Origin of the sequence: Sulfitobacter sp. HNIBRBA3233 (assembly GCF_040149665.1) — a bacterium.
GTDB classification, from domain to species: Bacteria; Pseudomonadota; Alphaproteobacteria; order Rhodobacterales; family Rhodobacteraceae; genus Sulfitobacter; species Sulfitobacter marinivivus.
On sequence record NZ_JBEFLP010000001.1, the window covers coordinates 996,569 to 1,019,269 of the forward strand.

Here is a 22,701-nt window from a genome sequence, read left to right on the forward strand (position 1 = left end):
GTGACCGACAGGCTCGAATCCTGGCTCGCGCGCGCGGCAGATGACAGCGTCTTTGGCTGGTGCAGTCGGGGACTGACCTGCGGCATTTCGGTCTCCGATGGCGACCGGACGCTCACCCTGCGTCTCGGGGACAGGCCGAAGGTCGAGAACGACGGCGGTGGCGAGATCGCCCTGCGCTCGCCCCCTGCCCTGTGGGACCGCGTGCTGTCGGCCACGCCGCCGCCCGGATACCATTCCTTCGGAGCGCTCATGCGCAATCCCGACGGGCCCGAAATCTCCGGCGATCCGCTGACCGTCGCGCAGGCGCTGGCCGCGCTCGAGCGGCTGATCGAACTGGCGCGCCCGTCGGAGGCGCCATTCGCAGGCTTCGCCTTCGCCCATGACCCCGGATCCGTATCGGGACACCGGCGCGTGCTGACCGACGGTCGCGGCGCGACGGCCTGCCTTCACTGGCTCGAAGCGGGACAGGGTGTGCCCATCGTCTTTCTGCACACCGCCGGCGCCGATGCGCGCCAATACCTGCATCAAATGGCCGACCTCGAGCTGCAGAAGACCCACCGCCTGCTGGCCTTCGATATGCCATGGCACGGCCTGTCGTCGGGCGAGAATGACAGGGAGACGACCGCCGGCTACGAGCTGACCGAGGAAAGCTATCTGAGCTGGGTCGCCGCTTTCATCGAACAGGTGGCCGGCGGGCCCGCCCTGCTCGTGGGCTGTTCCATGGGCGCCTCCATGGCGCTGACCATGGCGGCACGCCGACCGGAGCTGCTGCGCGGCGCCATCGCGCTTGAGGCCCCGCTCAGATCGCCGGGGCGCAAGAGCGACCTGCTGACCGATGCGCGGGTCTCAAACGGGTTTCACAATCCGGCCTATGTGCGGGCGATGCTGGGCCCCTCCTGCCCGCAGAAACAACGCGACGAGGCCTGCGCGATCTATGCGCAGGGCCGCCCGGGGGTCTATATGGGCGACCTTCACTATTATTCGGAAGAATACGACGGCGAGGCCCTCGCCCCCGCCATCCGCGAAAGCGGCGTTCGGATCGAACTGCTGACCGGAAGCTACGATTATTCCGCGTCTCCCGAAAACACCCGCAGCATCGCCGCCCTGCTGGACCCCGAAAAGGTCCGTTTCACCGAAATGGACGGTCTGGGCCACTTCCCGATGATCGAGGATCCGGACCGCTTCCGGTTTTATTTCATCACGGCGCTGAACAAGCTGGAGGAGCGGTGATGTCGCCACACGCTTACGAAGTCTACGCGGTCCAATATGCCCGGTCCGTGCGGCCGGTGACGGATTACTACCTCGGTGCCGATCCGCATGACGGTTCCGAACCGATCTTCTACTATGTCTGGGTTCTGCGTCGCGGCAGCGACGTGATCCTCATCGATACCGGCTTCGATGCCGAACGCGCCCGCGCGCGCAAGCGCGACTTCCTGCGCTGCCCGATCGAGGCGCTGAGGGCTCTCGACATCGCGCCCGAGGACGTGGGAACGGTGATCATCACGCATCTTCACTACGACCATGCGGGCAATATGGACAAGCTGCCCAAGGCGCGCTTCGTCCTGCAGGACGAGGAGATGCGCTTTGCTACCGGACGCTACATGCGCCACGGCATGATACGGGCGCCGTTCGAGCTGTCGGACGTGCAGCTGATGGTGGCGCTGAACTACGCAGGTCGGGTCGATTTCGTGGATGGCGATTCCGATCTGACCGAAGGGGTCAGGCTCCATCACATCCCCGGCCACTCGCTTGGGCTTCAGGCCGTTACGGTGCAGAGCGAGGCGGGACGGCTTTGTCTGGCTTCGGACGCTGCGCATTTCTATGCCAACATTTCACGCGGCGCCCCCTTTCCGATCGTCGCCGATGTCGCGCGCACGCTCGACGGGCACGAAAAGGTCATGCAATTGGCGCGCGACCGGTCGCGACTGATCCCCGGCCACGATCCCGCCGTGGCCGAACTCTTCGAAAGCATCCCTGGCGACGACATGATCTTCGACCTGACGAAACCGAAAGGCTGACGGAATAGAGGCGTCACGCCCGAGAGATTGAGCCGGCCCGGGGCCTTCGCGGTGTCCGTCCGCAACCGGTATCCGGTCGCATAAGGGATTTCCCTTGAACTCCACCCAACCCGGCCCGGTGGAAAAGCTCTATCGCCGCAGTCAATTCGCCCGCTGTCATCGGAGCGCACCAAGCAACGTGGCCAAATCACCGGGGCGGCGCTTGAACCGCTTCGCATCTGGCCCATTTCGTCATCTATGGACACGACAGACCCCGATATCGCCCGTCTGCGCAGCCTTGCGCATGCCATGGACAGTGCTTTCAGAATACCGCTGATCGGCAAGCGGGTGGGCTGGGATTCGATAGTCGGGCTGGTTCCGGTCGTCGGGGATGCGCTGGCACTTGCGCCGGCTCTCTACATCGTGGCCACAGCGCGGCGCAAAGGGGTGCCGCTGGGCACGCTCGTGCGGATGGGCGGGAATATCGGGATCGACGCGCTGATCGGGTCGATCCCCCTTGTCGGGGATCTGTTCGATATCGGCTGGAAGGCAAACCTGCGGAACGTGGATCTGCTCGACAGGCATATCGCAGCCCAAGATGCACAAAGGGCGGCCCGAAGACCGCCCTTCGATAACTGACCCGTAAAAGGGTTTAGCCGACCAGTTCGAGACCGGAGAAGAAATACGCGATTTCGACCGCAGCCGTTTCGGGTGCGTCGGAACCGTGGACCGAGTTCTCGCCGACGGATTCAGCGAATTCCGCACGGATCGTGCCTTCGGCTGCATCCGCAGGGTTGGTGGCGCCCATGACTTCGCGGTTCTTCGTGATCGCGTTCTCGCCTTCGAGAACCTGCGCCACGATGGGGGCGGACGCCATGAATTCGCACAGTTCGTCGTAGAACGGACGCTCGGCGTGTACCTTATAGAACTCGCCTGCCTGTGCTTTTGTCAGGTGGATCCGCTTTTGCGCGACGATGCGCAGACCTGCGTCCTCGAATTTCTTGTTGATCGCGCCGGTCAGGTTGCGGCGGGTCGCGTCTGGTTTGATGATCGAGAATGTGCGCTCAAGAGCCATGTGTCGTCTCCTTGGGGTATGAATTTGGGGCGCGTCTACCACGCGCCCCCAAGGGGGGAAAGACCTTTGTGTGCAGAGCGTCCCCCCTGATTTTCCGCGCCTGTGCACCGGCCCTGCGCTGCGCTGCGACCGCCTCAGACACTCCCGGCACTGGCGCATGGCGCACACCCTATCGCGCCATATCGTGCGGCGAGGCCACCGCACCTGCGCCATTCGCGGGGCGTTGTGGGCAGGTGCGGGCGCGCGCGGCGCCCAAACTGCCGTTAATGCGCATTGACATGGCGTGGGCGGTCCGTCACAGCCTCGCCCATGCTACGTATCACAGACCTGTCCTATTCCGTCGAAGGCCGCCCGCTGTTCGAGGAAGCCTCCGCCACCATCCCCGACGGCCACAAGGTGGGCCTCGTTGGGCGCAACGGCGCGGGCAAGACCACGCTTTTCCGGCTGATCCGCGGGGAAATGCCGCTGGACGGTGGCACGATCACCCTGCCCAGCCGCGCCCGCATCGGCGGGGTCGCACAGGAGGTGCCGTCATCCGACGTGTCGCTGATCGACACCGTGCTTGCCGCCGACACGGAACGCGCGAGCCTGATGGCCGAAGCGGAAACCACCACCGATCCGGGACGGATCGCGGATGTGCAGTCCCGCCTCGCCGACATCGACGCATGGTCCGCCGAGGGGCGCGCGGCCTCGATCCTCAAGGGCCTCGGATTCGACGACCACGACCAGCAACAGCCCTGCTCGGCCTATTCGGGCGGCTGGCGGATGCGCGTGGCACTGGCGGGCGTGCTCTTCGCCCAGCCCGATCTGCTGCTGCTCGACGAGCCGACGAACTACCTCGACCTCGAAGGCGCGCTGTGGCTGGAACAGTATCTGGCCAGATACCCTCATACGGTCATCATCATCAGCCACGATCGCGGCCTTCTGAACCGCGCCGTGGGCGGCATCCTCCATCTGGAGGATCGCAAGCTGACCTATTACCAGGGTCCCTACGATCAGTTCGCACGCCAGCGCGCCGAACGCCGTGCGGTGCAGGCCGCGATGGCCAAGAAGCAGCAGGCCCGCAAGGACCACATGCAGGCCTTCGTGGACCGCTTCAAGGCCAAGGCCTCCAAGGCGAAGCAGGCGCAATCGCGTCTCAAGATGATCGAGAAGATGGACATGATCACGCCCCCCGAAGAGGCGGCGCGCAAGGTCTTTACCTTTCCCGAACCGGAAGAGCTGTCGCCGCCTATCATCCATATCGAGAACGGATCGACCGGCTATGACCGCGCAAATCCGGTCTTGCAGCGCCTGAACCTGCGCATCGACCAGGACGACCGCATCGCGCTTCTGGGCAAGAACGGTCAGGGCAAATCCACATTGGCGAAACTGCTGTCAGAGCGGCTGGAGCTGTTCGACGGCAAGTCGATCATCGCGGGCAAGCTGCGCGTGGGCTTTTTCGCGCAGCATCAGGTGGACGAACTCCACATCGACGAAACACCGCTGCAGCACATGATCTCGGCACGGCCCGGCGTGATGCAATCCAAGCTGCGGGCACAGCTTGCCGGGTTCGGCCTTGGTCCCGATCAGGCGGAAACCGCTGTCGGGCGTCTGTCGGGCGGCCAGAAGGCGCGCCTGTCGCTGCTTCTGGCGACACTGGACGCCCCTCACCTTCTGATCCTCGACGAGCCGACAAACCACCTCGATATCGAAAGCCGCGAGGCGCTGGTCGAGGCGCTGACCCGCTACTCGGGTGCCGTGATCCTTGTCAGCCACGACATGCATCTGCTGTCGATGGTGGCGGACAGGCTGTGGCTGGTGTCGAACGGTACGGTCAAACCCTACGAGGATGACCTCGAAGCCTATCGCAAGATGCTGCTGACCGTCGAAAAACCGGTCAGCAAGAACGCGAAACCCAAGGCCGAGGCCCCGAAACCAAAGCGCGCCAGCCGCGATGAGATCCTTGCCCTGCGCTCGGAAGCCCGCAAATCCGAGGGCCGCGTCGAAAAGCTGAACGAAATGCGCGACAAGCTGGCGAAGAAGCTGGCCGATCCCGCCCTTTACGAAAACGACAAGGTCGGCGAACTGGAAGTCTGGAACAAGAAATACGCCGAGGTGATGAACGCGCTCGAACGCGCCGAAGCCCTGTGGATGGGGGCGCTTGAGAAACTGGAGAAGGCCGAAGCATGATCCTTGATACCGCCTATATGATCACCGCCTTCGTGACCCTTTTCGTGGTGATCGACCCGATCGCGATCGCGCCGGTGTTTCTGGCGCTGACGCCGGGCCGCACCCCCAAAGAGCGTGAGCGCATCGCGCGGCGCGCGGTTCTGGTGGCCGGGCTGGTGCTGGTGGTCTTCGCCCTCTTCGGCGAGGCGGTTCTTGATTTCGTCGGTATTTCCATGCCCGCCTTCCGTGTCGCGGGTGGCATCCTGCTGTTCCTGACCGCGCTCGACATGCTGTTCGAGCGGCGCACGAAGCGCCGCGAGGACAAGGCCGAACCCGACGAACACGACCCCGACGATCCGTCGGTCTTTCCCATGGCGATCCCGCTGGTCGCGGGGCCCGGTGCGATTGCCTCGGTTATCCTGCTGGTCGGGCGCAAACCCGGCGGAGAGGGGCTGGTGACGATCCTTGCGATCACCGCTGTGATCCTGCTGCTGATGTATTTCATGCTGCGCATATCGGGCCATCTGGAGCGCGCCCTGGGCAAGGTCGGGATCAGTGTGATCACGCGGATTTTCGGGATGCTGCTGGCAGCGCTGTCCGTGCAGTTCGTGCTGGACGGTTTGGCGCAATTCGGATTTGTCGCCCCCGCCTGACCGGTTGGCGCGGCGGTCCGGCGTTCCTATATCGTGGAGGAACGAAAGGATCGCCCATGGCTTCTGACAATATCGCATCGCTGATCTATCTTGTGCTGCTGGGCTGCGCCGTGGGCGGTTGGTTCATCTTCCAGAACCGCGAAGGCGCGGGCAAGATGCTGCAACAGGCGATGGTCTGGGGATTTATCTTTCTCGGCGTCGTTGCAGCCTACGGGCTGTGGTCGGACGTGCAGCGCCAGACCACGGGCGGCCAGATGGTCCAGACCGGCGCAGGCCAGATCGCCGTGCCGCAACAGCGTGACGGCCATTATTACCTGACCCTCGGCATAAACGATGCGCAGGTGCGGTTTGTCGTCGACACCGGCGCGACGGACATGGTGCTGACACAGGCAGACGCCCGGCGCGCGGGCCTTGACGTGGACAGTCTGAACTATTTCGGGATCGCACGCACCGCCAATGGCGAGGTCCGCACCGCGCCTGTGCAACTCGACGAGGTGCGTCTGGGCGATATCGTGGACCGCAACGTGAGCGCCGTGGTGAACGAGGGCGAGATGTCGGGATCGCTTCTGGGGATGGGGTATCTGCAGCGCTTCGGCAGGATCGAAATCACCGGCGGAGAGCTGATCCTGACACGCTAGGACCCGGCCTGCGCCTTCATTTCCCAACGGCCCGACTCCTCGGACCAGTATTGCGCGGCCACGCCCGCACCGGTCAGGGCCTTCCACTGGCCGCGCGCGTGGGCCAGCGCCTCTTCGTCGTAGCCGTCGAACAGGATGCACACCCGCTCCAGCGCCGCAACCTCGTCGGCGGCAATCTCCGCAGAGTGGACGGCCATCACACATTGCGCCCCGTTCGGAACATCCCTTTCGGTCGTCAGAAGGACGGGCTGGCGCGCGTCCTGCGCCCCGCCCGCCATCCCGTGCGGCAAAAAGCTGTCCTCGGAGCCGAGCCAGAGCGCGCGGTCCAGCGCCTCCAGCCCGTCGCGGCGGGTCCCGCGGACGGCCACGCGCCATCCCGCCGCCAGAGACTTCTCCAGCAGCATCCGCAGCGTCGCATCGAGAGGCCGCTGCGTCAGATGATAAAACATGGCCGCGCCCAAGGGGTCACTCCGTCTCGTATGAGTTTGCGACCAGACGGTTCAGGGCCGCCACGCCCCAGCCGGTCGCGCCGACCGGTGCCAGCGCCGTCTCCGACTTGACCGAGGCCACCCCCGCGATATCAAGGTGGATCCACGGGCAATCCTCCTTCACGAAACGCTGGAGGAACTGCGCCGCCGTGATCGACCCTGCAGGCCGCCCGCCGATATTCTTCATATCCGCGATCCGGCTTTTCAGCAGCTTGTCGTAGCCGTCGCCCAGCGGCATCCGCCACGCGCCCTCGCCTTCGGTCTCGGCTGCCTTGAGGAAGGCGTTGCAGAACGCATCGTCGTTCGAGAACACGCCGGCGTTCTCATGGCCCAGCCCGATGATGATCGCGCCGGTCAGCGTGGCAAGGTCGATCATCGCCTTGGGCTTGAACTGCTCCTGCGCGTACCACATCACGTCACACAGAACGAGCCGGCCTTCGGCGTCGGTGTTGATCACCTCGACGGTATCGCCCTTCATCGAGCGGATGACATCACCGGGGCGCGTGGCATTGCCCGAAGGCATGTTTTCGACCAGACCGACCAGACCGACGACATTCGCCTTGGCCTTGCGGCGGGCCAGCGCGTGCATCGTGCCCACGACAACGGCGGACCCGCCCATGTCCATGGTCATGTCCTCCATCCCCGCGCCCGGTTTGAGGCTGATGCCGCCGGTATCGAACACCACGCCCTTGCCGACCAGCGCCAGGGGGGCATCGTCCTTGGCCCCGCCGTCCCAGCGCATCACGACCACATAGGACGGGCTGTCGGAGCCCTGCCCCACGGACAACAGCGTGCGCATGCCGAGCTTTGCCAGCTCCTCTTCGTTCAGCACGTCGACCTTGAGACCGAGGCTCTCCATCTGCTGGATCCGCTCGGCGTAGGCGGTGGTGGTCAGCACATTCGCGGGCTCGTTCGTCAGGTCGCGGGTCAGATGCGCGCCCTCGGCCACGGCGAGCAACGGCGCCGCCTGCGCCTCAAGCGCGTCGGGATCGCCGTGCATGACCGTTACCGCACCGCCACGGGTGCTTTCGGCGGTCTTGTGCGGCTCGAACGCGTAGTCGCGCATCGCAAAGCCGTAGAGAACCTCCTGCGCCCGGCGCAGCTGGCCCGCGAGGATCAGCAGATCGCCCTTGCCGCCGCGCGCCTTGGCAAGTGCGGCACCCGCCTTGCGCGCATCGGAGGCTTTCGCACCGCGCTCCAGCCGGATCACGTCCACAGCCTCTGCCGCCATCCCCGCAGGGAACGACAGGCTGACCTTGTCGCCTTCCTTGAGCTTGCCCCAACGATCCGATTCCACCAGCCGTGCCAGCGCACCCTTGGTCAGCTTGTTGACCCGCCGCGCACCCGGCGACAGTTTGCCATCCGCACCGATGAACACGGCCACGCGGCCCGTGTGGTCCGCGATCTTGTCGATATCGGTTGCGGCAAAGGAAATTGGTGTCAGATCGGTCATGGCGGTGCCCCTGTCATTGCGTGTTGACCAAGACCTATCGCGCCCGTCCGCGCATGGCCAGATATGAGTTTTCGCTCCCCGAGCTTTGCTTTAGTGTCCCCTTCACAACGACCGGCAAACGCCGAAGGAATGGAGGACATCGTGGCACGGGTTGACCGCTATCTGCTGTCGCAGTTCCTTGTCCTTTTCGGATTTTTCTCGCTCGTGCTGGTGGCGATCTTCTGGATCAACCGGGCGGTGGTTCTGTTCGACAGGCTGATCGCCGACGGGCAGACGGCGCTGGTGTTTCTGGAATTCACCGCACTCGGCCTGCCCAAGCTGATCTCGACCGTGCTGCCGATCTCGACCTTCGCGGCAGCGGTTTACGTGACCAACCGCATGACATCCGACAGCGAACTCACCGTGCTGCAAGCCACCGGCACGGGACCATGGCGGCTGGCGCGTCCGGTGCTGCTCTACGGTGTTCTTGTGGCGCTGGCGATGGCGGTCCTGATGAATTTTCTGGTCCCGCTGGCGCAGAGCGAACTGAAACAGCGCGAGAAAGAGATTTCCCAGAACGTCACCGCGCGCCTGCTGACCGAAGGCACCTTTCTGCATCCCACCGATCAGGTCACCTTCTACACCCGGCTCATAGACGAGGACGGGGTGTTGCGCGACGTTTTCCTGTCGGACCGCCGCAACGCCACGCGCGGCGTGATCTACACCGCTGCCGAAGCATATCTTGTGCGCAACGGCGAGGCCACGACGCTGATCATGGTAGACGGTCTGGCCCAGCGTCTGAATCGCGCCGACCAGCGCCTTTCGACCGCCAACTTCGCGGATTTCTCTTTCGACATATCGGGGCTGGTCAGCGGCGTCGCCGCCTCCGACGTCGATATCCGCAACATGGTTACCCCCGGATTGCTGTCCGACTGGGACGCGCTTGCCGCACGCGCCGGCGAGACACGCGGCGACATCGCGACCGAAGTGCACAGTCGCTTCGCCAGGCCGCTGTTTTGTGTGATTGCGGCACTGGTCGGCTTTGCGACCTTGCTCATCGGCGGGTTCTCGCGGTTCGGCATCTGGCGCGAGATCGTGATCGCCTTCGGACTGCTGATCGCACTGGACGGCACGCGCGGCACATTGGTGTCGATGGTCAAGGCCGATGCACAGCTCTGGCCGATTTTGTACCTGCCCTCCGGCATCGGGGCCGCGATCGTGGCGCTGATGCTGCTGCACGCGACCCGCCCCAACTGGGCCGCCCGGTTCAAGAGGACACCCGCAACGCCATGATCCTCGACCTGTATTTCGCCCGGCGCTTCGCCATGAGCTTTCTGCTGATCACGGCGGTGTTTTTCGTGCTGATCGTGCTCACAGGCCTGCTGGAACAGGCAGGCCGGTCCTTTGCCGTGCCCCTGTCTTTCGGGGATCTGCTGCGGCTGACGCTCTTGGATGCGCCACAAACGCTGAACGTGATCCTGCCGCTGATCATGGTGCTGGCAACCGTGACTTTGTTCGTATCGCTCGCGCGTTCGTCCGAGCTGATCGTGACGCGCGCCTCGGGGCGCTCGGCGCTGCGGTCGCTGGTGTCGCCCTTGTGCGTGGCGCTGATCATCGGCGCGATGATCGTCGGCATGTTCAATCCCATCGTCGCTGCCACCTCGCGACAGTACGAACTTCTGTCTGACAGCTTTCGCAGCAGCGGCGCGGCCGCCCTGTCGGTCTCGGAGGAAGGGCTGTGGCTGCGGCAGGGCACGCAGGACGGCCAGACCGTGATCCGCGCGTGGCGGTCGAACCTCGATGGCTCGGTGCTCTATGATGTGACCTTCATCTCCTACGGGACAGATACAGGCCCCATCCGGCGGATCGAGGCGGAAAGCGCGGCCTTGCGCGCCGATGGTTGGCACCTGCGCAACGCCAAATCCTGGCCCTTGCAGGCAGGGGTCAACTCCGAAGGCGAAAGCAGCTTTCACGAAACGCTCACCCTGCCCTCCACGCTCACGCTGGAGCGTATCCGCGACAGTTTCGGCAGCGCGGGCACGATTTCGATCTACGATCTGCCTTCGTTCATCCAGCAGCTTGAATATTCCGGGTTCAGCCCGCGGCGGCATCAGGTCTGGCTTCAGGTCGAACTCGCCCGACCGTTGTTTTTGGTGGCGATGGTTCTTGTTGCGAGCGCGTTTACCATGCGCCATACCAGATCGGGAGGAACGGGTGTTGCTGTCCTCTCGGCGGTCTTGTTGGGATTCGGTTTGTATTTTATCCGAAGTTTTGCGCAAATTCTGGGCGAAAACGGCCAGATACCGGTGCTGATGGCCGCATGGGCACCCCCCGTCGCCGCGATCATGCTGGCAATGGGCGTCCTGCTGCACCGCGAGGATGGCTGACAGATGCGCACGCTAGCCCTTCTCGCGATGCTTTTGGCGCTGCCTTTCGCGGCGCTTGCCCAGACCCCGACGCAGGATGCGGCCCTGCTGGTCGCGGACCAGCTTTATATCACGCGCGAACGGGTGCTGGTCGCCTCCGGCAACGTCGAGGCCTTTCGCAACGGCGTGCGCCTGCGCGCCAGGGAAATCCGGTACGATCAGGGAACCGGAGGGCTGGAGATCGAGGGGCCGATCACCCTGACCGACGGGCCCGATACGGTGATCGTCGCGGATGCAGCCTCTCTGGACGCAGGTCTGCGCAACGGCATCCTGACCGGCGCGCGTCTGGTTCTGGACGAGCAGTTGCAACTGGCGGCCCAGCAGATCGACCGCGTCGACGGGCGCTATAGCCAGCTTTACAAGACCGCCGTCACCTCGTGCCGTATCTGCGATGACGGGCGTCCGCCGCTCTGGCAGATACGGGCGCGCCGCGTGATCCACGACGAGGTCGAGCGGCAGCTTTATTTCGATGACGCCCAGTTCCGCATCGGCAGGATACCGGTGTTCTGGCTGCCGCGCCTGCGTCTGCCGGACCCCACCGTCGAACGGGCAACGGGTTTTCTGGTGCCATCCGTGCGCAGCACGTCGCAGTTGGGCGTCGGGCTGAAGATCCCCTATTTCATCCGGCTGAGCGAAAAGCGCGACCTGACACTTACGCCCTATCTGTCCAGTTCCACCACCACGCTGGAATTCCGCTACCGCCAAGCCTATCGCAACGGGCGCGTGGTCTTCAACGCCGCCATCACCCGCGACGATCTGCGCCCCAGCGAAACGCGCGGCTATCTGTTCGGGCGCGGTGTCTTCGCCCTGCCCGATGATTTCACGCTGTCCTTCGATATCGAAAGCGTCAGCGACGACGGCTATCTGGAAAACTACGGCTATTCCGACAAGGACCGTCTGCGGTCTGAACTGAGGATCAGCCGTGCGCGCCGCGACGAATTGGTCCGGGCGAGTTTCATCAACTTCAAGACGCTGCGCGATGGCGAGGTCAACGAAACCCTGCCGACCCTCGTTCTGGACGGTGAATACGAGCGGCGGTTCTTCCCGGAGCGGTTCGGCGGGGAATTGCGCGCGCGTCTGGTCGCCCATAGCCACAGGCGCGGATCGGACCTGCCCTTCGACAGCACCGATCCCGACGATATCGTGGACGGACGCGATGTATCGCGGCTGAACGCGCGGCTGGACTGGCTGCACAGCGCGACCTTCACCAGCGGTCTGCGCGCCGATACCCAGTTTGGCCTGTCCCTGAACAGTTTCAATATCTCGCAGGACGACACCACCCCGGACGATCCGACCGAGGTCACCCCCCTTGCGGCGCTGACCCTGCGCTATCCGCTGGCCAAGACCGGCGCGAACGGAGTCAGCCAGATCCTCGAACCCGTGGTACAGCTCAGCTGGACCGGTGGCAGCAGGCTCGATATCCCGAACGAGGAAAGCACCCGCGTCGAATTCGATCAGGGCAACCTTCTCAGCCTGTCACGTTTTCCGCGCGCCGACCGGCGCGAGCGTGGTCCGATGGCCGCCATCGGGCTGGGCTGGTCGCGGTTCGATCCGGTGGGCTGGAACGCGCATCTTGCCTTTGGTCAGGTCTTTCGGGAGGACCGCGATACCGCCTTTTCCTCCACCTCGGGTCTCAACGGGCTCAGCTCGGACTTTCTGCTGGCCGGCCAGATCGAGGGGCCGGGCGGTATGCGTCTGACCGCGCGCAGCCTGTTCGAAAAGAATTTCGCGCTCTCCAAGGCCGAACTGCGCGGCGATTTCGGATACCGGCGCGGGCGGGTCGGCGGCTCCTACGTCTGGCTCGAAGAAGATCCCGCCGAGGACCGCAACCGCGAAGTATCTGAATTCACGCTCGAAGGCAGCTTTGCGATCAATCAATTCTGGACCGCGAGCGCCGACTGGCGATACGACGTCGCCTCGGACCGCGCCGCAACGGCGGGTCTTGGCCTGTCTTACGAAAATGAATGCGTGACGGTCGATCTCAGGGTGAAGCGGCGTTATACCAGCTCGACAAGTGTTGAGCCCTCGACTGATTTCGGTTTTAACATCGGACTGCGCGGCTTTGCCGCCGATACAGGCACAGAAAGATACATCCGCTCATGTTCAAACTGACCCTCCGCACCCTTGCTACAGCCCTCGGTCTTGCGCTTGCCGTGGCCCAGCCGTCGCTTGGCCAGAACCTTTTCGCCCCCGTGGTGACCGTAAACGACAGCGTGGTGACCGAATTCGAGATCCAGCAGCGGGTGCGTTTTCTGCAGGTTCTGAACGCGCAGGGCGCGACCCGCGAGGCGGCGCTGGACAGTCTGATCAACGAAAGCCTGCGCGGACAGGCGATTCGCGAATCCGGTTTGCAGCTGACCCCCGAAGGCATCGATGGCGCGCTGGAGGAATTCGCGGGCCGTGCAAACCTGTCGCAAGCCGAATTCGTGCAGGCGCTGGAGCAAGCCGGTGTCGCGCGAGAGACGTTTCGCGATTTCGTCATCAACGGCGTGGCGTGGCGCGACCTGATCCGCGCCCGCTACGGCAGCCGCGTCCAGATCACCGAGGCCGAAATCGACCGCGCCCTGTCCAGCCAGAGCGGCGGTGGCTCCAACATCCGTGTGCTGGTGTCCGAGATCATCATCCCCGCGCCGCCGCCCCGCGCGCAAGAGGTGCAGGCGCTGGCCGAGCGGATCGCACAGTCCACCTCGACCGAACAGTTTTCGAGCTTTGCGCGCCAGTATTCGGCCACCGCCAGCCGCGGTGCCGGCGGGCGTCTGCCTTGGCAGGATCTGTCAAACCTGCCCCCCGCGCTGCAGCCGCTGATCCTGTCGCTGTCGCCCGGCGAAGTGACCCAACCGCTGAGCATTCCCAACGCCGTAGCCCTGTTCCAGCTGCGCGATATCGAGGAAACAGGCACCCCGGTGCAGGAATATGCCGCGATCGAATACGCAGCCTATTACATGGCCGGCGGACGCTCCGCCGAAACGCTTCAGCAGGCCGCCAACCTGCGCGCCGAAGTTGATGTTTGCGACGATCTCTACGGCTTTGCCAAGGGCCAGCCCGAAAGCGTGCTGGAGCGCGAGACCCGTACCCCGGCCGAGTTGCCGCAGGATTTCGCGATCGAACTCAGCAAGCTTGACGATGGCGAGGTATCGACCGCGCTGACCCGCGCGGATGGGCAGGCGCTGGTGTTCCTGATGCTTTGCGGACGCACCGCCGCACAGAACGCCGAGGCCAGCCGCGAGGACGTCGCGGCCAATATCCGCCAGCGCCGCCTCTCCGGCTTTGCCGACAGCCTGCTGGCCGAACTGCGCGCGGACGCCCGTATCGTCTATCAATGACACGCCCCATCGCGCTGACCTGCGGGGAGCCGGCGGGCATCGGACCGGAAATCGCGGTGCGCGCCTGGGCGGCACTCGCCGATGCGGTGCCGATGCTGTGGATCGGCGATCCCCGCCACCTGCCCGCTGACGCGATCTATCGGGTCATCGAAACGCCCGAAGAGGCCGCCGAAATCAGCCCCGACGCGCTGCCGGTTCTGGCGCACCGGTTTGCGAGCAACGCGACACCCGGACAGCCCGATCCAGCCAATGCGCAGGGGGTGATCGACGTGATCGCCCGTGCGGTGAAACTGGTACAGGACGGGTTTGCCGCCGCGATCTGCACCGCGCCGCTGCACAAGAAGGCGCTGAAGGACGGGGCCGATTTCGCCTATCCCGGCCATACCGAATACCTGGCCGCGCTTGCGGGATGCGAGGATGTGGTGATGATGCTGGCCTCGGACCAGTTGCGCGTGGTGCCCGCCACCATCCACATTCCGCTGCACCGCGTCAGCGCGGCGCTGACCCCCGCACTGTTGCGGCGCACGATTGAAATCACCCACGATGGCCTGCGCGACCAGTTCGGCATCGCGGCCCCGCGCATCGCTGTCTCGGGCCTGAACCCCCACGCCGGCGAAGGCGGCGCCATGGGCCGCGAGGAGATCGACTGGATCGCTCCGCTGATCGCGCAGATGGCGACGGAAGGCTATGACCTGCGCGGCCCCCTGCCCGCCGACACGATGTTTCACGCCGCCGCCCGTGCCACCTATGACGCGGCAATCGCGATGTACCACGATCAGGCCCTGATCCCGATCAAGACGCTGGATTTCGACCGCGGCGTGAACGTGACACTCGGCCTGCCCTTTGTCAGGACATCGCCCGACCACGGCACCGCCTTCGATATCGCGGGACAGGGCATCGCGAACCCGTCGAGCATGGTCGAGGCGATACGCCTGGCCCACAGGATGGCAAACCGATGAGCCAGATCGACGGCCTTCCTCCGCTGCGCGCGGTCATCGGCACCCACGGCCTGTCTGCGCGCAAGTCACTGGGGCAGAATTTCCTGCTGGATCTGAACCTGACCGCGAAAATCGCCCGTCAGGCCGGTAATCTGGAAGCCTGCGATGTGCTGGAAATCGGCCCCGGCCCCGGTGGTCTGACACGCGGGCTGCTGGCCGAAGGTGCGCGCAAGGTGCTGGCCATCGAGAAGGACCGTCGCTGCCTGCCCGCCCTGGCCGAGATCGCTGCCGCCTACCCCGGCAGGCTGGAGGTGATCGAAGGCGACGCGCTTGAAATCGACCCGCTGGCGCATCTGACACCGCCGATCCGCGTGGCTGCCAACCTGCCCTACAACATCGGAACCGAACTCCTGGTGCGGTGGCTTACGCCCGCAGACTGGCCGCCCTACTGGCAAAGCCTGACGCTGATGTTTCAGCGCGAGGTGGCGGAACGGATCGTGGCGCAGCCGGGCTCCAAAGCCTACGGGAGGCTGGCGATTCTGGCCCAGTGGCGCAGCGACGCGCGCATCGTTTTGTCCTTGCCACCCGAAGCCTTCACCCCGCCGCCGAAGATTTCCAGTGCCGTCGTGCATCTGACAGCGCTGGAAAAGCCGCGGTTCGAGGCCAACGCCGCCACGCTGTCGCGGGTGGTGGCAGCGGCGTTCAACCAGCGCCGCAAGATGCTGCGCGCGGCACTCAAGGGAACGGCTCCGGATATCGAGGACAGGCTTCTTGCCGCCGGACTCAAGCCGACGGAACGGGCGGAACAGATCTCTATCGAAGGGTTCTGCGCGCTGGCCCGCGCCATCGACGCGAGCTGACACGCCGCAATCCACGGACACCGCGCCCTTAAACGAAAAAGCCCCGCCGGAGCGGAGCTTTTCACTAAAGTACATGGTGCGACGCGCGGTTACTCGGCCGCGTCGGTGCGATTGTCCTCGCCACCCTCGCCTGCACCGGAGTCGCCGCCGTCTTCCGCGGCAACCTTGGGCTTGCGGCGCGGGGCGCGGCGGGTCTTGGGCTTGTTCTCGGGCGTCTCGACGAGGAAATTCTCGTCATCGCCGGACTCACCGTCTTCATTCTGCGCCTGCGCATCGCTTTGCTGCGGTGCGGGCTCTTTTTTCTTGCGGCTGCGCGGCTCTTTCGGCTTGGGCGCGTCCTGCGGCTGTTGCTGCGCCTGCTCCGCGTTGGGCTGGTCCTGTTCTTTCTGACCGGACTGCGCGGATTCGCGCTCCTGACGCTCTGCACGCTCGCGATCACGCTCGGCCTGCCGCTCGCGGTTCTGGCGCTCCTGCTCCTCGCGGCGCGCGTCCTGTTCTTTCTGCGCTTCGGAGAGAAGCCGCAGGTAGTGTTCCGCGTGCTGCTGGAAGTTTTCCATCGCCACCCGGTCGTTGGATAGCATCGCATCGCGGGCCAGCTGGTTATATTTCTCGATCACCTGCTGGGGGGTGCCGCGCACCTTGCCCTCCGGACCGGAACTGTCGAAAACGCGATTGACGACATTGCCGCCCTGATTTCCGCCACCACGGTTGCGGTTGTTCTTGTTACGCGAACGCGATCTTTGAGGTTTCATAGGAGAGGTCAGCCTTTTGGTGCTGTATCTGTCTCACGCTTGGCACAAACGTATCGAATGCCTCAGCGCATACTAATTCGGGGCTAATGCCGCTTGTTGTTGGCTTAACGCCGCGCGGGACCGCAATCTGCATCCACCGCTGCAACTCCTTACTGTTACCCTTCTCTGTATCGAAGGGAAAGGGCGAATAATCGCAATTTTCCGCAAAATCGGCCGGTTTGGAGGCTCTAGGCCGGATTTCGCGCCTGCACAACCCGGTCACGCCCGTCCAGATCGGGCAGAATCATCACATCGGCCCAGCCTTCGGCACGAAACAGCCCCGCCACTTCGGGCCCTTGTTTCCAGCCGATCTCGGCCAGCAGACGGCCGTCGGCTGTCAGATACCCCTGCGCTTGCTCGGCAAGCACGCGGTAGGCGGTCAGCCCGTCTGCCCCGTCGGTCAAGGCCATCGCCGGTTCATGGCGCGCCACTTCCGGCGCAACATCGGCCATTTCGGACTGGGCAAGATAAGGCGGATTGCTGACGATCAGATCATAGCGCCCCGCGACGGCGCCGAACCAGTCGGATTGGACGAAATGGGCGCGGTCGTCGACACCGTGCAGCACCGCATTGGCGCTGGCCTGAAGGCAGGCCGCCTCGGACAGGTCTACGCCGACGCCCCGCGCCGCTGCCCGTTCGGCCAGAAGCGTCACGAGGATGCACCCCGATCCGGTTCCGAGATCGAGAACCATGTCGAAAGGCGCACTCAGCGCGGCCTCGATGAGGGATTCGGTCTCGGGTCTCGGGTCCAGCACATCGCGGCTGACCTTGAAGGGGCGGCCATAGAAGGCACGCTCGCCCAGCAGATGGGACACAGGCACACGGATCGCCCGCAGCGCCACAAGGTGCTCAAAACGCTCCGCGATCTCCGGTGCGATTTCCTCGGGTGCGATCAGGGTCACGCGGGCGGCGTCGATAGATGCCGCATGGGCCAGCAGCAGCCGCGCGTCGCGCGCCGGGTCCGGCACGCCCGCCGCCCGCAACCGCGCGGCAGCTGTCGCCATTGCAACCGCTGCGGTTGTCACGAGCCCATCTCCGCCAGCATCTGCGCCTGCGCATCGGCGGTCAGCGCGTCGATGATCTCGTCCAGATCGCCCTGCAACACGGCTTCGAGCTTGTAGAGGGTCAGGTTGATGCGGTGATCAGTCAGGCGCCCCTGCGGAAAATTGTAGGTGCGGATACGTTCGGAGCGGTCGCCGCTGCCGACCTGTGCCGCCCGCGCACCCGCGCGTTCGCTGTCCACGCGCTGGCGCTCGGCGTCATAGAGACGGGTCTTGAGCACCTGCATCGCGATCTCGCGGTTGCGGTGCTGGGATTTCTCCGAACTGGTCACCACGATCCCCGTGGGAATATGCGTGATCCGCACCGCGGAATCGGTGGTGTTGACGTGCTGGCCGCCCGCCCCCGAGGACCGCATTGTGTCGATCCTGAGGTCGTTTGCGTCGATCTGGATGTCCACATCCTCGGCCTCGGGCAGCACGGCCACCGTCGCCGCCGAGGTGTGGATACGCCCGCCGCTTTCCGTACTGGGCACGCGCTGGACACGGTGCACGCCGCTTTCGAATTTCAGGCGCGCAAAGACATTGTCGCCCTTGATGTGCGCCACCACTTCCTTGATCCCGCCCAGTTCGGTGGCCTGATACTCGATCAGGTCCACGGACCACCCCCGCGCCTCGGCGTAGCGCTGGTACATCCGCAACAGATCACCGGCAAACAGCGCGGCCTCGTCCCCGCCGGTGCCCGGACGGATTTCCAGCATGGCGGGACGCACATCCGCTTCGTCACGGGGCAGCAGCGCCAGTTGCAGCGCGGCCTCGGCCGCAGGCAGGCGCGCTTCGATCTGGGCGATCTCGTCGCGGGCAAGCTCGGCCATATCGGGGTCCGACAGCATCTCGCGCGCGCCGTCGAGATCGCGCAACAAAGCGCGGTAGGCGCTGATCTGTTCAACCACCGGACGCAGCGCGTTATACTCGCGCGCCATTTTCGAAATATCTCCGCCTGCGGTCGCCATCGCCGCCTCGAGATATTCGAAACGGTCGGTCAACTGGGCAAGGCGGTCCATCGGTATCATGCCGGTGGAGTGGCGTATCAAAGACCTTTGGTCAAGCCCGCTCACATGCTATGATTGCCTCATGAAACGCGTTTTGCTGGTCTTGCTTTTGGCCTCTGGCCCGATGCATGCGGATGTGGTCACACCGCAGGGCAAAACCATTGACTGCTACTGTACCGACAGCAGCGGCAGCCGCGTCGAACTGGGCGAAAGCATCTGTTTGCAGGTGGACGGGCGCATGTTCACGGCGCAGTGCCAGATGTCGCTGAATGTGCCGATGTGGCGCGAAACCAGCGAAGGGTGCCTCAGCTCACGACTTGGCCCGTTTGGCGCGGACCGATTCGAGAACCCGCTCCAGTCGCGCGGCGTTGACGCCCATATCTGATCTGCCGAACCGCAGACGGGCGTAGAGCTTGATCTGGTTTCCGTCCTGTTCGATCGTCGTATAGTCGGGAAATCCGATCACTTTCGAACGGGTCACATAGGTCAGCCGCCCGTCCCCGACGCTACCTGCCAGCAATTCGGTGCGCGGCAGTGCCAGCATCACCTGATTAAGGTCGGACAGAAGGCCATCGGCGGCAGGGATCACCCGTGCGGCCCAGCCGTCGCCGGTCACGTTCTCCGCGGCTCCGACGGGACGGTGCCAGCGGCTGACGTCCGAAGGCGCGAGGCGGATATAGGCAAGACCGGCGACAAGCCCCGCGATGACAACGATCCAGATCATGCGGCGCTTCTCCATTCAGGGGTTTTCCATGGGGTCGTGTTTGGCACGGCGGTCATGCGGACGCGCCGGGCAGGATACAGAGCATTTCGTAGACGAGGTTCGCCGCTGTCAGCGCGGTGGTGCCCTGCATGTCGTAGGGTGGCGATACCTCGACCAGATCGCAACCGACGATGTTGATCCCCGCAAGCGCACGGATCAGTTCCAGCGCCTGCGGCGTGGTCAGCCCGCCGATCTCGGGCGTGCCCGTGCCCGGCGCGTAGGCCGGATCGAGGCTGTCGATATCGTAGGTCAGATACGTGGGCACATCGCCGATGTCGCGGCGGATCTCGGCGCCCAGCTGCGACAGGCTGCGGTGCCAAAGCTCTCCGGCCTGCCACTGCTGGAAGCCCCATTCCGCTGCCTCGGTAAAGTCGGAGGCGGCGTAGCCCGTACCGCGAAGTCCAATCTGGTAGGTTTTTTCGGGGTTTATGAGGTTTTCTTCATAGGCGCGTCGCAGGATGGTGCCGTGGGTTTCACGCTCGCCGAACATCTCGTCGTTCACATCGCCGTGGGCGTCCACGTGGATCAGCGCCACGGGCCCGTGCCGCCGGGCCATTGCCCGTAGGATCGGCAGGGTGATCGAATGGTCCCCGCCAAGGGCCACGGGCATCGCATCCGACTTTAGGATTTCATCGTAACTCTCTGCAATAATGCGCAAACTATCCTTCAGCGAGAAGGTATTGATCGCCAGATCGCCGATATCCGCCACCTGTAGCCGGTCGAAGGGCGCGGCACCGGTGGCCATATTATAGGGGCGGATCATGGCACTTTGTTCGCGGATCTGTTTCGGACCCATGCGGGTGCCCGACCGCCACGATGTACCGATGTCGAGCGGAATACCCAGAACAGCGACGTCCAACCCTTTGAGATCATTGGCAGAGGGCAGCCGCATAAAAGTGTTCGGCCCCGAAAACCGTGCCATTTCGTTGCCGCCGAGAGGTTGGTTCCTGTCCATCATGTGCTGCGTATCCTTGCCCCGATCAGGCACAAAAGCTCGGTCGCCACATGCGCACCGGCGATCGCGGTGGCGCCTGTGGTGTCGAAGGGGGGCGATACCTCGACCACATCGCCGCCCTGGATGTTGATCCCCGCCAGATCGCGCAGCATCGCCGCCGCCTGCCAGGTGGTCAACCCGCCCCATACCGGCGTCCCCGTCCCCGGCGCGAATGCCGGATCGAGCGCATCGATATCGAAGGTCAGATAGGTGGGGCGGTCGCCCAGCACCTGGCGGATCTGCGCCACGACCGAGGCCGTGCCACGTTCATGCACGTCGCGCGCGCTGATCGTGGTGACGCCCATCGTGTCGGGATTGGTGGTGCGGATGCCGACCTGAACGCTGGTTGCGGGATCAATCAGGCCCAGCTTGATCGCCTTGTAGAACATCGTGCCGTGGTCGATGCGGTCCATGTCATCGTCCACCCATGTGTCGGAATGGGCGTCGAAATGCAGCAGGCTCATCGGCCCGAATTTCTCGGCGTAGGCGCGCAGTATCGGAAAGCTGATGTAGTGATCGCCGCCCAGCGCAACACTGGCCGCCCCGGCATCGAGGATACCCCTGATATGCGCCGTCAGCGCAGCGGGAAACTGGGACACCTGCGCATAGTCGAACGCCAGATCGCCGTAGTCGGCGATGGCACATTCGCTCAGCACGTCGAAATCCCAGCCAAAGGGCGGATCATAGGGTTGCAGCGTCGATGCCTCGCGGATCGCGCGCGGGCCCAGCCTTGTGCCGGTGCGGTTGGTGACGGCCTGATCGAACGGCACGCCGGTAACGGCGATATCGACGCCGGTCAGATCCTTGGTATAGCGCCGCCGCAGGAACGATGTCGCACCGCCAAAGGCATTCTCGAACGACGGCCCCTTCAGATCCTCGCGGGTGAAAGCCTGGTCTACTTGTGTTTTCGCGTCCTCAAGGCTCATGTCAGGCAACTTCCCTGGCGGGCTGGGCGCGTTCGACGACGCGCGCGAAAAAGGATGCGCCGATGGGCGCAATATCATCGTTGAAATTATAGGCGGTGTTGTGGACCGAGGGCCCCTCGCCCTGACCCAGCATCAGATAGGCCCCCGGACGTGCCTCGAGCATATAGGCGAAATCCTCCGCACCCATGATCGGGGCCATGGCCGCATCGACCTGCGCGTCGCCGACGACTTCCTGCGCGACCGCGACAGCGAAATCGGTTTGCGCGGGGTGGTTGACCGTGGGCGGATAGCCGTATTCGAAATCCAGTCTGGCGGTCAGGTCATAGCCCGCCGCGACGTGTTCGACGATCTGGCCCATGCGCCGCACGACCATCGCCTGCACTTCCTTGTCAAAGGTGCGCACGGTGCCGTTGATATAGGCGGTATCGGGGATCACGTTGTCGACGGTGCCGGTGTGGATCTGCGTGGTCGAGATCACCAGCTGCTTTTCGGGATCGAGGTTACGGCTCGAGATCGTTTGCAGCGCCTGTACGATGCCGCAGGCAGCGACGACCGGATCGGCGGTCTCGTGCGGGCGCGCCCCGTGGCCGCCGCGACCGGTAATGTGGATGTGAAACGTATCCGCCGCTGCCATGATCGGGCCTGTCGTGGTGGCGAACATCCCCTCGGGCAGGCCGGGCGCATTGTGCATGGCATAGACCTCGCCGATGCCGAAGCGGTCCATGATCCCCTCGCGGCACATCGCGTCGCCGCCGCCGCCACCCTCTTCCGCCGGCTGGAAGATCAGCGCGACGCGGCCCGCGAAATTGCGTGTCTCGGCAAGGTACTTCGCCGCCCCGAGGAGCATCGTGGTATGTCCGTCATGCCCGCAGGCGTGCATCGCACCCGGCGTCTTGGACGCATAGTCGAGCCCCGTTTCCTCGGTCATCGGCAGGGCGTCCATATCGGCCCGCAGGCCGATTGTCGGGCCTTCACCGCGCCCTTCGATGATCGCCACCACACCGGTTTCGGCGATCCCTTCGTGGATCTCGTCCACGCCGAATTCACGCAGGCGTTCCACCACAAAGGCCGCTGTCTTGTGGCAGGCGAACTGCAATTCGGGGATCGTGTGCAGGTGACGGCGCCAGGTTGTCATGTCGCTGGCATAGTCTGCGATCCGGTTGATGATGGGCATGGGTGGACTCCTTCTTGGACGT

23 protein-coding genes are annotated in these 22,701 nt (G+C 64.5%); 13 read left to right on the forward strand and 10 right to left on the reverse strand.

The annotated features are described in order from the left end of the window. The 3 genes from ABMC89_RS04755 (at window position 1) to ABMC89_RS04765 (ending at window position 2,636) form a co-directional block, all read left to right on the forward strand. Window positions 1–1,230 (forward strand): alpha/beta fold hydrolase, encoded by a 1,230-nt coding sequence (locus tag ABMC89_RS04755; RefSeq protein WP_349565721.1) that lies wholly within the window; start codon window positions 1–3, stop codon window positions 1,228–1,230. Continuing rightward, window positions 1,230–2,018 (forward strand): N-acyl homoserine lactonase family protein, encoded by a 789-nt coding sequence (locus tag ABMC89_RS04760; RefSeq protein WP_349565723.1) that lies wholly within the window; start codon window positions 1,230–1,232, stop codon window positions 2,016–2,018. The genes ABMC89_RS04755 and ABMC89_RS04760 overlap by 1 nt, the downstream gene beginning before the upstream one ends. 237 nt (window positions 2,019–2,255) lie before the next feature. Next, window positions 2,256–2,636 (forward strand): DUF4112 domain-containing protein, encoded by a 381-nt coding sequence (locus tag ABMC89_RS04765; RefSeq protein ID WP_349565725.1) that lies wholly within the window; start codon window positions 2,256–2,258, stop codon window positions 2,634–2,636. 13 nt (window positions 2,637–2,649) lie between these two features. Here the strand turns inward: ABMC89_RS04765 and ndk are convergent, their stop codons facing one another. Continuing rightward, window positions 2,650–3,072 carry a nucleoside-diphosphate kinase gene (gene ndk / locus ABMC89_RS04770; RefSeq protein ID WP_349565727.1) on the reverse strand — a complete coding sequence of 141 codons (423 nt, stop codon included), beginning with the start codon at window positions 3,070–3,072 and terminating at the stop codon, window positions 2,650–2,652. Window positions 3,073–3,381: 309 nt separating this feature from the next. Between ndk and ABMC89_RS04775 the strand changes: the two genes are divergently transcribed. Genes ABMC89_RS04775 through ABMC89_RS04785 form a run of 3 tightly spaced genes read left to right on the forward strand, consistent with a single transcriptional unit; the run spans window position 3,382 to window position 6,514 of the window. Then, window positions 3,382–5,244: an ABC-F family ATP-binding cassette domain-containing protein gene (locus ABMC89_RS04775; protein WP_349565729.1), complete on the forward strand. Its 1,863-nt coding sequence runs from the start codon at window positions 3,382–3,384 to the stop codon at window positions 5,242–5,244. Further along, window positions 5,241–5,876 (forward strand): MarC family protein, encoded by a 636-nt coding sequence (locus ABMC89_RS04780; protein WP_349565731.1) that lies wholly within the window; start codon window positions 5,241–5,243, stop codon window positions 5,874–5,876. The genes ABMC89_RS04775 and ABMC89_RS04780 overlap by 4 nt, the downstream gene beginning before the upstream one ends. Before the next feature lie 56 nt (window positions 5,877–5,932). Further along, window positions 5,933–6,514 (forward strand): retropepsin-like aspartic protease family protein, encoded by a 582-nt coding sequence (locus tag ABMC89_RS04785; RefSeq protein ID WP_349565733.1) that lies wholly within the window; start codon window positions 5,933–5,935, stop codon window positions 6,512–6,514. On the opposite strand, the gene ABMC89_RS04790 is transcribed toward ABMC89_RS04785, so the two are convergent. Together ABMC89_RS04790 and ABMC89_RS04795 are read right to left on the reverse strand one after the other, a co-directional pair. Continuing rightward, window positions 6,511–6,975 carry a DNA polymerase III subunit chi gene (locus ABMC89_RS04790; protein ID WP_349565735.1) on the reverse strand — a complete coding sequence of 155 codons (465 nt, stop codon included), beginning with the start codon at window positions 6,973–6,975 and terminating at the stop codon, window positions 6,511–6,513. The two genes, ABMC89_RS04785 and ABMC89_RS04790, sit on opposite strands and share 4 nt — an antisense overlap. A gap of 4 nt (window positions 6,976–6,979) precedes the next feature. Beyond that, window positions 6,980–8,455 (reverse strand): leucyl aminopeptidase, encoded by a 1,476-nt coding sequence (locus ABMC89_RS04795; RefSeq protein WP_349565737.1) that lies wholly within the window; start codon window positions 8,453–8,455, stop codon window positions 6,980–6,982. 141 nt (window positions 8,456–8,596) lie between these two features. On the opposite strand from ABMC89_RS04795, the gene lptF reads away from it, so the two are divergent. From lptF to rsmA, 6 genes are read left to right on the forward strand one after another with little or no spacing between them, the layout of a single operon-like run. Continuing rightward, window positions 8,597–9,727 (forward strand): LPS export ABC transporter permease LptF, encoded by a 1,131-nt coding sequence (lptF, locus tag ABMC89_RS04800; RefSeq protein ID WP_349565739.1) that lies wholly within the window; start codon window positions 8,597–8,599, stop codon window positions 9,725–9,727. Continuing rightward, window positions 9,724–10,821 (forward strand): LPS export ABC transporter permease LptG, encoded by a 1,098-nt coding sequence (gene lptG, locus ABMC89_RS04805; protein ID WP_349565741.1) that lies wholly within the window; start codon window positions 9,724–9,726, stop codon window positions 10,819–10,821. The genes lptF and lptG overlap by 4 nt, the downstream gene beginning before the upstream one ends. Window positions 10,822–10,824: 3 nt before the next feature. Next, window positions 10,825–12,972: an LPS-assembly protein LptD gene (locus ABMC89_RS04810; RefSeq protein ID WP_349565743.1), complete on the forward strand. Its 2,148-nt coding sequence runs from the start codon at window positions 10,825–10,827 to the stop codon at window positions 12,970–12,972. Then, the gene (locus tag ABMC89_RS04815; protein ID WP_349565745.1) at window positions 12,960–14,183 is read left to right on the forward strand and encodes a peptidylprolyl isomerase; all 1,224 of its coding nucleotides are present in this window, start codon (window positions 12,960–12,962) and stop codon (window positions 14,181–14,183) included. The genes ABMC89_RS04810 and ABMC89_RS04815 overlap by 13 nt, the downstream gene beginning before the upstream one ends. Further along, window positions 14,180–15,142 (forward strand): 4-hydroxythreonine-4-phosphate dehydrogenase PdxA, encoded by a 963-nt coding sequence (gene pdxA / locus ABMC89_RS04820; RefSeq protein WP_349565747.1) that lies wholly within the window; start codon window positions 14,180–14,182, stop codon window positions 15,140–15,142. Before ABMC89_RS04815 ends, pdxA begins: the two co-directional genes overlap by 4 nt. Beyond that, entirely contained in the window at window positions 15,139–15,981 is an 843-nt protein-coding gene (gene rsmA, locus ABMC89_RS04825) for a 16S rRNA (adenine(1518)-N(6)/adenine(1519)-N(6))-dimethyltransferase RsmA (protein WP_349565749.1), read from the forward strand. The genes pdxA and rsmA overlap by 4 nt, the downstream gene beginning before the upstream one ends. 89 nt (window positions 15,982–16,070) lie before the next feature. Here the strand turns inward: rsmA and ABMC89_RS04830 are convergent, their stop codons facing one another. The 3 genes from ABMC89_RS04830 to prfA form a co-directional block, all read right to left on the reverse strand. After that, window positions 16,071–16,733, reverse strand: coding sequence for a DUF4167 domain-containing protein (locus ABMC89_RS04830; protein WP_349565751.1), 663 nt, complete (start codon window positions 16,731–16,733; stop codon window positions 16,071–16,073). A 227-nt stretch (window positions 16,734–16,960) separates the two neighbouring features. Continuing rightward, window positions 16,961–17,776 carry a peptide chain release factor N(5)-glutamine methyltransferase gene (prmC, locus tag ABMC89_RS04835; protein ID WP_349568515.1) on the reverse strand — a complete coding sequence of 272 codons (816 nt, stop codon included), beginning with the start codon at window positions 17,774–17,776 and terminating at the stop codon, window positions 16,961–16,963. Window positions 17,777–17,793: 17 nt separating this feature from the next. Beyond that, window positions 17,794–18,843 (reverse strand): peptide chain release factor 1, encoded by a 1,050-nt coding sequence (gene prfA / locus ABMC89_RS04840; protein ID WP_349565753.1) that lies wholly within the window; start codon window positions 18,841–18,843, stop codon window positions 17,794–17,796. A 61-nt stretch (window positions 18,844–18,904) separates the two neighbouring features. Between prfA and ABMC89_RS04845 the strand changes: the two genes are divergently transcribed. Next, a complete protein-coding gene (locus ABMC89_RS04845; protein WP_349565756.1) occupies window positions 18,905–19,207 on the forward strand; it encodes a hypothetical protein in 303 nt (100 codons plus the stop codon). On the opposite strand, the gene ABMC89_RS04850 is transcribed toward ABMC89_RS04845, so the two are convergent. From ABMC89_RS04850 to ABMC89_RS04865, 4 genes are read right to left on the reverse strand one after another with little or no spacing between them, the layout of a single operon-like run. Then, window positions 19,133–19,561 carry a DUF1499 domain-containing protein gene (locus ABMC89_RS04850; protein WP_349565758.1) on the reverse strand — a complete coding sequence of 143 codons (429 nt, stop codon included), beginning with the start codon at window positions 19,559–19,561 and terminating at the stop codon, window positions 19,133–19,135. The genes ABMC89_RS04845 and ABMC89_RS04850 overlap by 75 nt on opposite strands. 37 nt (window positions 19,562–19,598) lie before the next feature. Beyond that, window positions 19,599–20,543, reverse strand: a complete 945-nt coding sequence (gene speB / locus ABMC89_RS04855; RefSeq protein ID WP_349565760.1) for an agmatinase — start codon at window positions 20,541–20,543, stop codon at window positions 19,599–19,601. Beyond that, on the reverse strand, window positions 20,540–21,505 hold the full coding sequence (gene speB / locus ABMC89_RS04860; protein ID WP_349565762.1) for an agmatinase: 966 nt from the start codon (window positions 21,503–21,505) through the stop codon (window positions 20,540–20,542). Before speB (ABMC89_RS04860) ends, speB (ABMC89_RS04855) begins: the two co-directional genes overlap by 4 nt. A gap of 1 nt (window position 21,506) precedes the next feature. Next, window positions 21,507–22,679, reverse strand: a complete 1,173-nt coding sequence (locus tag ABMC89_RS04865) for a M20 aminoacylase family protein (protein WP_349565764.1) — start codon at window positions 22,677–22,679, stop codon at window positions 21,507–21,509. Between the last annotated feature and the right edge of the window lie 22 nt (window positions 22,680–22,701).

Excerpts from the sequence above, each read along its gene's own strand:
- ABMC89_RS04760 (WP_349565723.1), top strand. The coding sequence starts at position 1,230 with ATGTCGCCACACGCTTACGAAGTCTACGCGGTCCAATATGCCCGGTCC.
- ABMC89_RS04785 (WP_349565733.1), top strand. The coding sequence starts at position 5,933 with ATGGCTTCTGACAATATCGCATCGCTGATCTATCTTGTGCTGCTGGGC.
- lptG (WP_349565741.1), top strand. The coding sequence starts at position 9,724 with ATGATCCTCGACCTGTATTTCGCCCGGCGCTTCGCCATGAGCTTTCTG.
- speB (WP_349565762.1), bottom strand. The coding sequence starts at position 21,505 with ATGAGCCTTGAGGACGCGAAAACACAAGTAGACCAGGCTTTCACCCGC.
- ABMC89_RS04850 (WP_349565758.1), bottom strand. The coding sequence starts at position 19,561 with ATGGAGAAGCGCCGCATGATCTGGATCGTTGTCATCGCGGGGCTTGTC.
- ABMC89_RS04830 (WP_349565751.1), bottom strand. The coding sequence starts at position 16,733 with ATGAAACCTCAAAGATCGCGTTCGCGTAACAAGAACAACCGCAACCGT.
- pdxA (WP_349565747.1), top strand. The coding sequence starts at position 14,180 with ATGACACGCCCCATCGCGCTGACCTGCGGGGAGCCGGCGGGCATCGGA.
- rsmA (WP_349565749.1), top strand. The coding sequence starts at position 15,139 with ATGAGCCAGATCGACGGCCTTCCTCCGCTGCGCGCGGTCATCGGCACC.
- ABMC89_RS04815 (WP_349565745.1), top strand. The coding sequence starts at position 12,960 with ATGTTCAAACTGACCCTCCGCACCCTTGCTACAGCCCTCGGTCTTGCG.
- ABMC89_RS04795 (WP_349565737.1), bottom strand. The coding sequence starts at position 8,455 with ATGACCGATCTGACACCAATTTCCTTTGCCGCAACCGATATCGACAAG.
- ABMC89_RS04845 (WP_349565756.1), top strand. The coding sequence starts at position 18,905 with ATGAAACGCGTTTTGCTGGTCTTGCTTTTGGCCTCTGGCCCGATGCAT.
- speB (WP_349565760.1), bottom strand. The coding sequence starts at position 20,543 with ATGATGGACAGGAACCAACCTCTCGGCGGCAACGAAATGGCACGGTTT.
- ABMC89_RS04780 (WP_349565731.1), top strand. The coding sequence starts at position 5,241 with ATGATCCTTGATACCGCCTATATGATCACCGCCTTCGTGACCCTTTTC.
- ABMC89_RS04810 (WP_349565743.1), top strand. The coding sequence starts at position 10,825 with ATGCGCACGCTAGCCCTTCTCGCGATGCTTTTGGCGCTGCCTTTCGCG.
- prfA (WP_349565753.1), bottom strand. The coding sequence starts at position 18,843 with ATGATACCGATGGACCGCCTTGCCCAGTTGACCGACCGTTTCGAATAT.
- ABMC89_RS04775 (WP_349565729.1), top strand. The coding sequence starts at position 3,382 with ATGCTACGTATCACAGACCTGTCCTATTCCGTCGAAGGCCGCCCGCTG.
- ndk (WP_349565727.1), bottom strand. The coding sequence starts at position 3,072 with ATGGCTCTTGAGCGCACATTCTCGATCATCAAACCAGACGCGACCCGC.
- ABMC89_RS04865 (WP_349565764.1), bottom strand. The coding sequence starts at position 22,679 with ATGCCCATCATCAACCGGATCGCAGACTATGCCAGCGACATGACAACC.
- prmC (WP_349568515.1), bottom strand. The coding sequence starts at position 17,776 with ATGGCGACAGCTGCCGCGCGGTTGCGGGCGGCGGGCGTGCCGGACCCG.
- ABMC89_RS04765 (WP_349565725.1), top strand. The coding sequence starts at position 2,256 with ATGGACACGACAGACCCCGATATCGCCCGTCTGCGCAGCCTTGCGCAT.